Below are 9,731 nucleotides of genomic sequence, written 5' to 3' on the forward strand. Positions count from 1 at the left end.
GAACAGCGCGCTCATGAACTGTACCTGTGTATTTTTGTTTTTCACAAACTGTATTGGTCAGTTTGCGGAAAGGCTCTGTCATGCGGCCTGCAAACAAAAAACCCGTCGCAGTCACCTGCAACGGGTTTCGGGAATTCGCGGTGCCGGCCGAAGCCGGCAAGCCGGAGCTTAGCGCCAGAAAGGCTTGCTCAGCTCTTCGTAACGCTGCGACTCGCTGATACCGGCGTCGGCCAGCAGGCGGGCGTCCAGGCGAGCCAGTTGACGGCGGCTGGCCATGCGGCGCTGCCACAGCAGCAGGGTGGACAGAGCGCGCAGCGGCAGCGAAGCGTTGGATTGTTGGGCGTTGCTTTCAAAAACCAGACCGGAACTGAGGGTACGTTCCATGATGTTTCATCCTTCCGCTTATGGCGGGATTAGGTAGTGATTTAACTGATGCCAATGATCCTCCTCTGTCGTCCATAACAGTAGATACAGTTCGGTTGAAAGACGATGGTCCAGTTAACTGTGTAACCCTACTGTTGCACCCGAAACTGGCGTAACTGTACTGGTCAGCACTTATTTGGTGCGTTTTGGTTCGAGGAAGGGAATTTCTCAGCCAGTAAGGTGTGAAAACACCAGTACAGTAGTACAGATTATGTTGCAAATTGCGGCGGGGTGTTGATGAAAGGGTTTGACTGTTATGGCCCATTCGCGGGCAAGCCCGCGAAGAGCCCGGAACAGCGGAAGCAGGGCCGCCGTTCCGTACCACATCTGGATCAGCTAGCCAGCATGCGCCCGGTTTCTTCCAGGTTCTCGTGCCAGCTCAAGGCTTCGCGCAGGATGTGCGGGGTGTGGCCGCCACGCTGGCAGGCACGATCGAAGTAGTCGTTCAGTGCCGCGCGGTAGTCTGGGTGCACACAGTTGTCGATGATCGCCCGGGCCCGCTCGCGTGGCGCCAGGCCTCGCAGGTCGGCAAGGCCTTGCTCGGTGACCAGGATGTCCACATCGTGCTCGGTGTGGTCGACATGGCTGACCATCGGCACCACGCTGGAAATCGCGCCACCCTTGGCAATCGACTTGGTGACGAACACGGCCAGGTGGGCGTTACGGGCGAAGTCACCCGAGCCACCGATGCCGTTCATCATCTTGGTGCCGCAGACGTGGGTGGAGTTGACGTTGCCGTAGATATCGAACTCCAGCGCAGTGTTGATACCGATGATGCCCAGGCGACGGACGACTTCCGGGTGGTTGGAGATTTCTTGCGGGCGCAGCACCAGCTTGTCTTTGTAACGCTCCAGATTGCCGAACACGTCGGCGTTGCGGCGGGTCGACAAGGTGATCGAGCTGCCCGAAGCGAAGCTCAGTTTGCCGGCGTCGATCAGGTCGAAGGTGGAGTCCTGCAGTACTTCGGAGTACATGGTCAGGTCTTCGAACGGCGACTCGATCAGGCCGCACATCACTGCGTTGGCGATACTGCCGATACCGGCCTGCAGCGGGCCAAGCTTGTTGGTCATGCGGCCAGCTTCGACTTCTTTCTTGAAGAAGTTGATCAGGTGGTCGGCGATGCCCTGGGTTTCGTCATCCGGCGGCAGTACGGTGGACGGCGAGTCCGGCTGGTCGCTGATGACGATGCCGACGATCTTGGCCGGGTCGATCGGGATGGCGGTGCTGCCGATACGGTCGTCGACCTTGACCAGCGGGATTGGCGTGCGGGTCGGGCGGTAGGTCGGGATATAGATGTCGTGCAGGCCTTCGAGGTTGGTGTTGTGCGAGAGGTTGATCTCGACAATCACCTGCTTGGCGAAGATCGCGAAGCTGGCCGAGTTGCCCACCGAGGTGGTTGGTACGATATGGCCTTGTTCGGTGATGGCCACGGCTTCGATGACCGCGATGTCCGGCAGCTTCAGCTGCTGGTTGCGCAGTTGCTCGACGGTTTCCGACAGGTGCTGGTCGATGAACATCACCTGGCCGTCGTTGATGGCCTTGCGCAGGGTGCTGTCGACCTGGAACGGCATGCGGCGAGCCAGCACGCCGGCCTCGGTCAGTTGCTTGTCCAGGTCGTTGCCCAGGCTGGCGCCGGTCATCAGGCTGATTTTCAGTGGCGACTGCTTGGCACGTTCGGCCAGTGCATGTGGTACGGCCTTGGCTTCGCCGGCGCGGGTGAAGCCGCTCATGCCGACGGTCATGCCGTCCTCGATCAGACCAGCGGCATCAGCCGCACTCATTACCTTGCTGTGCAGGGAGGACAAGCGGATACGATCACGGTACATGGATTGTTATCTCGGGCTACTGAAACTACTGCAGCGCAGTCTAGAGACTTCGCCCCTTGCCGTCCCGCGACCATGGTCGTATGAGAAGGCTTGGAATAGAGCCGTTGATCCGGATCAATAAAAGAAAAGCCCCGGCAGATTCTGACCGGGGCTTCCTTTATATCAGCTGGTTTGCAGCGACAGGTGTCACTCCACCGCCTTGACCATGTCTTCGATGACCTTCTTGGCGTCGCCGAACACCATCATGGTCTTGTCGAGGTAGAACAGTTCGTTGTCCAGGCCGGCGTAGCCGCTGGCCATGGAGCGCTTGTTGACGATGATGGTCTTGGCCTTGAACGCTTCGAGGATCGGCATGCCGGCGATTGGCGATTTGGGATCGTTCTTCGCCGCCGGGTTGACCACGTCGTTGGCGCCCAGCACCAGCACCACATCGGCCTGGCCGAACTCGGCGTTGATGTCTTCCATCTCGAACACCTGGTCGTACGGCACTTCGGCCTCGGCCAGCAGCACGTTCATGTGCCCGGGCATACGGCCCGCCACCGGGTGAATCGCGTACTTCACGGTTACGCCGTTGTGGGTCAGCTTCTCGGTCAGTTCCTTCAGTGCGTGCTGGGCGCGGGCCACCGCCAGGCCGTAGCCCGGGACGATGATCACGCTGTCGGCGTTGCTGAGCAGGAAGGTAGCATCGTCGGCCGAACCGGACTTCACCGGGCGCTGCTCTTTCGAGCCTTGTGCCGCGCCGGCATCGGTATCACCACCGAAGCCACCGAGGATGACGTTGAAGAACGAACGGTTCATCGCCTTGCACATGATGTACGAGAGGATCGCACCGGACGAGCCGACCAGGGAGCCTGCGATGATCAGCATCGAGTTGTTCAGCGAGAAGCCGATACCGGCCGCGGCCCAGCCCGAATAGCTGTTGAGCATCGACACCACCACCGGCATGTCGGCGCCCCCGATCGGAATAATGATCAGCACGCCCATGATGAAGGCCAGGACCAGCATCAGGGTGAAGGCACTGTAGTGGCCAGTGAAGGTGAACAGCAGGCCCAGGGCGATGGTGGTCAGGCCGAGGATCAGGTTCAGCTTGTGCTGGCCGGCGAACTGTACCGGTGCGCCCTGGAACAGGCGGAACTTGTACTTGCCCGACAGTTTGCCGAAGGCGATCACCGAACCGGAGAAGGTAATGGCACCGATGGCCGCGCCGAGGAACAGCTCCAGGCGGTTGCCGGTGGGGATCGGGTCGCTCATGGCGGCAACGATGCCCATCGATTGCGGTTCCAGCACCGCGGCGATGGCGATGAACACCGCAGCCAGGCCGATCATGCTGTGCATGAAGGCGACCAGTTCCGGCATCTTGGTCATCTCTACGCGCTTGGCCATGATCGAACCGGCGGTACCGCCGACCAGCAAGCCAACGATGACGTAGCCGATACCGGCAGTCGCAAGCTCAGCCCCGAGCTTATAAATGAGGCCGACAGTGGTGACGATGGCGATGCCCATGCCGATCATGCCGAACAGGTTGCCGCGCCGCGAGGTAGTCGGGTGCGACAGGCCCTTGAGCGCCTGGATGAAGCACACCGAGGCGACGAGGTAGAGGAGCGTTACCAGATTCATGCTCATGCTTACTTCTGCGCCTCGTTCTTGGTTTTCTTCTTGAACATCTCAAGCATGCGACGGGTGACCAGGAAGCCACCGAACACGTTGACCGCGGCCAGGGCCACCGCCAGGGTGCCCATCAGCTTGCCGGCCGGGGTCACGGTCAGGGCTGCGGCCAGCATGGCGCCGACGATGACGATCGCCGAAATGGCGTTGGTCACGGCCATCAGCGGCGTGTGCAGCGCCGGGGTGACGTTCCACACCACGTGGTAGCCCACATAGATGGCCAGCACGAAGATGATCAGGTTGTAGATGCCGTGGGAAATCAGCATGTCTTCCATTGTCGTGCTCCTTAGCCGTTCTTGCGGACGACCTGGCCATCACGGCACATCAGGCAGGCCGCGACGATGTCGTCTTCGAGGTTGATGACCAGCGCGCCGTCTTTGTCGAACAGCAGCTTCATGAAGTCCAGCAGGTTGCGGGCATACAGCGCCGAGGCATCGGCGCCCACCTGGGCCGGCAGGTTGGTCGGGCCGACGATGATCACGCCGTTCTCCTGTACCACCTGGTCGGCGACGGTCAGCGGGCAGTTGCCACCCTGGGCCGCTGCGAGGTCGATGACCACCGAGCCGGGCTTCATCTGCGCGACGGTTTCGGCGCTGAGCAGGGTCGGTGCCTTGCGCCCCGGGATCAGCGCAGTGGTGATGACGATATCCGCCTGCTTGGCGCGCTCGTGCACGGCCTGGGCCTGGCGTTGCATCCAGCTGGCCGGCATTGGCCGAGCGTAACCGCCAACACCTTCGGCGCACTCGCGCTCCTCATCGGTTTCGTAGGGCACGTCGATGAACTTGGCACCCAGCGACTCGATCTGCTCCTTCACGGCCGGGCGTACGTCGGACGCCTCGATCACCGCACCCAGGCGCTTGGCCGTGGCAATGGCCTGCAGGCCGGCAACGCCCGCGCCCAGGATCAGCACGCGCGCGGCCTTTACGGTGCCGGCGGCGGTCATCAGCATGGGCATGAAGCGTGGGTAGTGATGGGCAGCCAGCAACACCGCCTTGTAACCGGCGATGTTGGCTTGCGATGACAGCACGTCCAGGCTCTGCGCCCGCGAGGTGCGTGGCGCGGCTTCCAGGGCGAACGCGGTAATGCCGCGCTCGGCCATCTTGCCAATCAGCTCGCTGTTGAAGGGGTTGAGCATGCCCACCAGGAGGCTGCCACTGTTGATCAGGGCCAGTTCCTGGTCGTTGGGAGCGACCACTTTGAGCACCAATTGGGCGCCGTAGGCATCGGCTGCACTCCCCAGGGAAGCGCCCACGGCCTCATAGGCACTGTCCGGAATGCTGGCGTTGAGCCCTGCCCCCCGTTGGACGGTGACCTGATGGCCCTGGCCAATCAGTTTCTTGATGGTTTCCGGGGTCGCAGCGACCCTTGTCTCACCGGTCTGCGTCTCGAGAGGAACACCAATGTGCACGACTATTTCTCCTGCGGTGACCTTTTGTCTTTGTAAAAGCCAGCGCACTTCGGATGGTGCGCTGGGGCGGCTGTGGAGCGCCGACCCGCCGAATTCCGGGCGGGCGAAGCATTTTGCAGACGAAGCCGGGGGCCTTCAACCGATTCTGGAGCGAAACGAAGTCAAAACTACAAGTCACCCTGTGACCGTATGTCGCAACGGTCAGGCTGCAGCGCGTCAAACATAGGCTATTGGCAGAGTAGGAGAAAAAATCAAAAATTTTGCGGTCAATTCGCTTACGGCTTGGTGAATGTCGCAAAATAACCCGCAAAGCCGCGCCGTAAGCAGGATTAAAGAGGATTTTTGCACCTGCATAACAGTTTATGTAGATGCGACAAATACATATATCTGTAGGTGTTTAAAATAATTGACTACGGGGTCAATTTGTCGCGCTTCCCTAAGTCTTCGCCGTGTACGCCTGAGCCTGGCTCAGTAGCCAGTCGCGGAAGGCGCGCAGCGAAGCCGACTCCACCTTGCGCTCCGGAATCATCAGATAGTAGGCCTTGTCACTACTGAGGGCATGCCTGTTAGCGACCACCAGCCTACCCTCCTCCAACTCGCGCTGGATCAGGAACGGCGGAATCAGCGCGATGCCCATCTCATGCATGGCCGCCTGGGCGAGCATCGAGAATAGTTCATAGCGCGGGCCTGTCATGTCGCGCTCCACATTCATGCCGACGCTGCCGAACCACTGCCGCCAGGCATAGGGGCGCGTGCTCTGCTGCAGCAGTGGCAATTGTGCAATGCGCTGCGCGTCGAGCGCACCCTGCCCGCCCAGCAGCGCCGGGCTGCACACCGGTACCGGGTTTTCCCCCATCAGCCGGTGCGACTGGGTGCCGGACCAGTCGGCATCGCCGAAGTAGATGGCAGCATCGAAGGTGGTGTCGGCAAACAGGAAGGGCCGGGTGCGGTTGGTGAGATTGACCGTGACCTCCGGGTGGCGCTGCTGGAAGTCCTTGAGCCGCGGTAGCAGCCACTGGGTGCCGAAGGTGGGTACCACGGCCAATTCGATCACGTTGGCGCCCTGCTGGCGCATTACCGACAACGTGTCGCGCTCTACTGCGTCCAGTTGGGCGGCCACCTGACGGCTGTAGGAAAGGCCGGCTTCGGTCAGCTTCACGCCGCGGCGCGAGCGGCGGAACAGTTCCACATTGAGGAAGGCTTCCAGGCTACCTATCTGACGACAGACGGCGCCTTGGGTCAGGGCGAGTTCCTGGGCGGCCTTGGTAAAGCTCTCGTTGCGCGCCGCCGCCTCGAAGCAAACCAGGGCGGCGGTACTGGGGATCTTGCGGCGCATGTACGTCAACCTCACTCGTAAGGCTGTCAATATGGCGTTTTGCCGATTTACGAAGTGACAAATTATCACTAATTGGTGCGCAATCCTCGTTTGTCCCGGCGGCCGATCAGGCCTAGGCTCAAAGGCACAAGAACACTGCCCCCTATTTCGAGGATTTCGCTCATGGCCGGTAAAGCAAGCTTCAACTGGATCGACCCGCTGCTGCTCGATCAGCAGCTCACTGAAGAAGAGCGCATGGTGCGTGACAGCGCTTATCAGTTCGCCCAGGACAAGCTGGCCCCGCGTGTGCTCGAGGCCTTCCGTCATGAGCAGACCGACCCGGCGATCTTCCGTGAAATGGGTGAGGTCGGGTTGCTGGGCGCTACCATTCCCGAGCAATACGGTGGCAGTGGCCTGAATTACGTGTGCTATGGCCTGATTGCTCGCGAGGTAGAGCGCATCGACTCGGGTTACCGCTCGATGATGAGCGTGCAGTCGTCGCTGGTGATGGTGCCAATCAACGAGTTCGGTACCGAGGCACAAAAGCAGAAGTACCTGCCCAAGCTGGCCAGCGGCGAGTGGATCGGTTGCTTTGGCCTGACCGAGCCCAACCACGGCTCCGACCCGGGTTCGATGATCACCCGTGCCCGGAAGGTCGATGGCGGCTACCGCCTGACCGGTAGCAAGATGTGGATCACCAACAGCCCGATCGCCGATGTATTCGTGGTCTGGGCCAAGGATGATGCGGGTGATATCCGCGGCTTTGTCCTGGAAAAGGGTTGGGAAGGCCTCAGTGCTCCGGCGATCCACGGCAAGGTCGGCCTGCGCGCCTCGATCACTGGCGAAATCGTCATGGACAACGTGTTCGTGCCAGAAGAAAACATCTTCCCGGATGTGCGCGGCCTCAAAGGCCCGTTTACCTGCCTGAACTCTGCCCGCTATGGCATCTCCTGGGGTGCACTGGGTGCCGCCGAAGCCTGCTGGCACACCGCGCGTCAGTACACCCTGGACCGTCAGCAGTTCGGCCGTCCGTTGGCTGCAAACCAGTTGATCCAGAAGAAGCTGGCCGACATGCAGACCGAAATCACCCTGGCGCTGCAGGGCTGCCTGCGTCTGGGGCGGATGAAGGACGAAGGCACGGCTGCAGTGGAGATCACTTCGATCATGAAGCGCAACTCCTGCGGCAAGGCGCTGGATATTGCCCGCATGGCGCGTGACATGCTGGGTGGCAATGGCATTTCCGATGAGTTCGGTGTGGCCCGTCACCTGGTCAACCTGGAGGTGGTCAACACCTATGAAGGTACCCACGATGTGCATGCACTGATCCTGGGGCGTGCGCAGACCGGTATCCAGGCCTTCTATTGATAAGGAGCCAGTCCATGGGCGCGCTATCACATCTGCGGGTGCTGGACCTTTCTCGCGTGCTGGCCGGCCCCTGGTCTGGCCAGATTCTCGCTGACCTTGGTGCCGATGTGATCAAGGTCGAGCGCCCTGGCAGTGGTGACGATACCCGCTCGTGGGGGCCGCCCTTCCTCAAGGATGCCGAGGGTGAGAACACCGGTGAGGCGGCCTATTATCTGTCGGCCAACCGCAACAAGCGCTCGGTGACCATCGACTTCACCCAGGCCGAGGGGCAGCGCCTGGTGCGTGAACTGGCGGCGAAGTCCGATATCGTCATCGAGAACTTCAAGGTGGGTGGGTTGGCTGCCTATGGCCTGGACTACCAGAGCCTGAAGGCGATCAACCCGCGGCTTATCTATTGTTCCATCACTGGGTTTGGCCAGACCGGGCCTTATGCCAAGCGCGCGGGTTATGACTTCATGATCCAGGGGCTGGGCGGGCTGATGAGCCTGACTGGCCGTCCGGAGGGTGAAGAAGGTGCGGGGCCGGTCAAGGTGGGGGTGGCGCTGACCGATATCCTGACCGGGCTGTATTCCACGGTGGCGATCCTCGCTGCCCTCGCCCATCGGGAGCAGACCGGGGTGGGCCAGCATGTCGACATGGCGTTGCTCGATGTGCAGGTGGCCTGCCTGGCGAACCAGGCCATGAACTACCTGACCACGGGCAACCCGCCTCGTCGCCTGGGGAATGCGCATCCCAATATCGTGCCTTATCAGGATTTTCCGACGGCGGATGGCGACTTCATCCTTACCGTGGGTAACGACAGCCAGTTCCGCAAGTTCGCCGAGGTGGCCGGGCAGCCGCAATGGGCGGACGATCCACGCTTCGTTACCAACAAGCTGCGGGTGGCCAACCGGGCCGAGCTGATTCCGCTGATCCGCCAGGCCACGGTGTTCAAGACCACGGCGCAGTGGGTGAGCCAGCTGGAGGCTGCAGGGGTGCCGTGCGGGCCAATCAACGACCTGGCGCAGATGTTCCAGGACCCGCAGGTGCTGGCGCGCGGGTTGGCGGTGAGCATTCCGCATCCGTTGGCGGGAAGTGTGCCGCAGGTGGCGAGCCCGATACGGCTGTCGGAGACGCCGGTGGAGTACCGTCGGGCGCCGCCGCTGCTGGGTGAGCATACCGAGGTGGTGCTGGAGGATGTATTGGGGCTGGATGCCAATGAGGTGCAACGGCTGCGCAGTGCTGGCGTGCTTTAAGGGCGTGTGGCCTTGGTGAAAAGCGGGGAGGCCGTCAGGCCTCCCCGCTTTGCTTTTCAGCGATACCAGTGTTTCTTGAAATTAAAGGTTGACGCGGTTTCGAATCCCCTTATAATGCGCCCCACTTCTGACGTAGTCGAAGCGCAAAACTTCTTGAAAATCAATTAGTTAAGCGATTCAGGTAGTATCAGGAGTGCTTCGGTCGCCTGATCGGCAGTGGTTGAGAAGATGGTTGACAGCGTTTCTAAACGCTGTATGATTCGCCTCCCGCTACGAGAGATCGCAGCGAGTCAAGTGTTTGAAGCTAAACGAGTTTCTCGCAAAAACTTCAAAATAAACGCTTGACAGCAAATGAGGAAAGCGTAGAATGCGCGCCTCGGTTGAGACGAAAAGCTCTTGACCAAACGCTCTTTAACAAATCGAATCAAGCAATTCGTGTGGGTGCTTGTGAGTACGGACTGATAGTCACAAAGATTATCAGCATCACAAGTGAC

At 60.7% G+C, this 9,731-nt stretch carries 8 protein-coding genes; 2 read left to right on the plus strand and 6 right to left on the minus strand.

Annotation, left to right across the window (positions count from 1 at the left end; genetic code table 11):
- Nucleotides 1-168: 168 nt before the first annotated feature.
- From ACIQYU_RS23095 to ACIQYU_RS23120, 6 genes are all read right to left on the minus strand, one after another.
- A complete protein-coding gene (locus ACIQYU_RS23095) occupies nt 169-384 on the minus strand; it encodes a DUF1127 domain-containing protein (RefSeq protein WP_003256968.1) in 216 nt (71 codons plus the stop codon).
- A gap of 371 nt (nt 385-755) precedes the next feature.
- Nucleotides 756-2,249, minus strand: coding sequence for an acetyl-CoA hydrolase/transferase family protein (locus tag ACIQYU_RS23100; protein WP_024087961.1), 1,494 nt, complete (start codon nt 2,247-2,249; stop codon nt 756-758).
- A gap of 186 nt (nt 2,250-2,435) precedes the next feature.
- Nucleotides 2,436-3,872, minus strand: coding sequence for an NAD(P)(+) transhydrogenase (Re/Si-specific) subunit beta (locus ACIQYU_RS23105; protein WP_063912395.1), 1,437 nt, complete (start codon nt 3,870-3,872; stop codon nt 2,436-2,438).
- 2 nt (nt 3,873-3,874) lie between these two features.
- Entirely contained in the window at nt 3,875-4,189 is a 315-nt protein-coding gene (locus ACIQYU_RS23110; protein ID WP_003256966.1) for an NAD(P) transhydrogenase subunit alpha, read from the minus strand.
- 11 nt (nt 4,190-4,200) lie between these two features.
- Nucleotides 4,201-5,322, minus strand: coding sequence for a Re/Si-specific NAD(P)(+) transhydrogenase subunit alpha (locus ACIQYU_RS23115; protein ID WP_015268506.1), 1,122 nt, complete (start codon nt 5,320-5,322; stop codon nt 4,201-4,203).
- 436 nt (nt 5,323-5,758) lie between these two features.
- Entirely contained in the window at nt 5,759-6,658 is a 900-nt protein-coding gene (locus tag ACIQYU_RS23120) for a LysR family transcriptional regulator (protein WP_207831558.1), read from the minus strand.
- A 162-nt stretch (nt 6,659-6,820) separates the two neighbouring features.
- Between ACIQYU_RS23120 and ACIQYU_RS23125 the strand changes: the two genes are divergently transcribed.
- Together ACIQYU_RS23125 and ACIQYU_RS23130 are read left to right on the plus strand one after the other, a co-directional pair.
- Nucleotides 6,821-8,002 carry an acyl-CoA dehydrogenase gene (locus ACIQYU_RS23125; protein WP_016712875.1) on the plus strand — a complete coding sequence of 394 codons (1,182 nt, stop codon included), beginning with the start codon at nt 6,821-6,823 and terminating at the stop codon, nt 8,000-8,002.
- Nucleotides 8,003-8,016: 14 nt separating this feature from the next.
- Nucleotides 8,017-9,237 (plus strand): CaiB/BaiF CoA-transferase family protein, encoded by a 1,221-nt coding sequence (locus ACIQYU_RS23130; protein ID WP_207831560.1) that lies wholly within the window; start codon nt 8,017-8,019, stop codon nt 9,235-9,237.
- Nucleotides 9,238-9,731: the final 494 nt, after the last annotated feature.

Origin of the sequence: Pseudomonas sp. NPDC096925, from assembly GCF_044762545.1 — a bacterium.
Taxonomy (GTDB): Bacteria; Pseudomonadota; Gammaproteobacteria; order Pseudomonadales; family Pseudomonadaceae; genus Aquipseudomonas.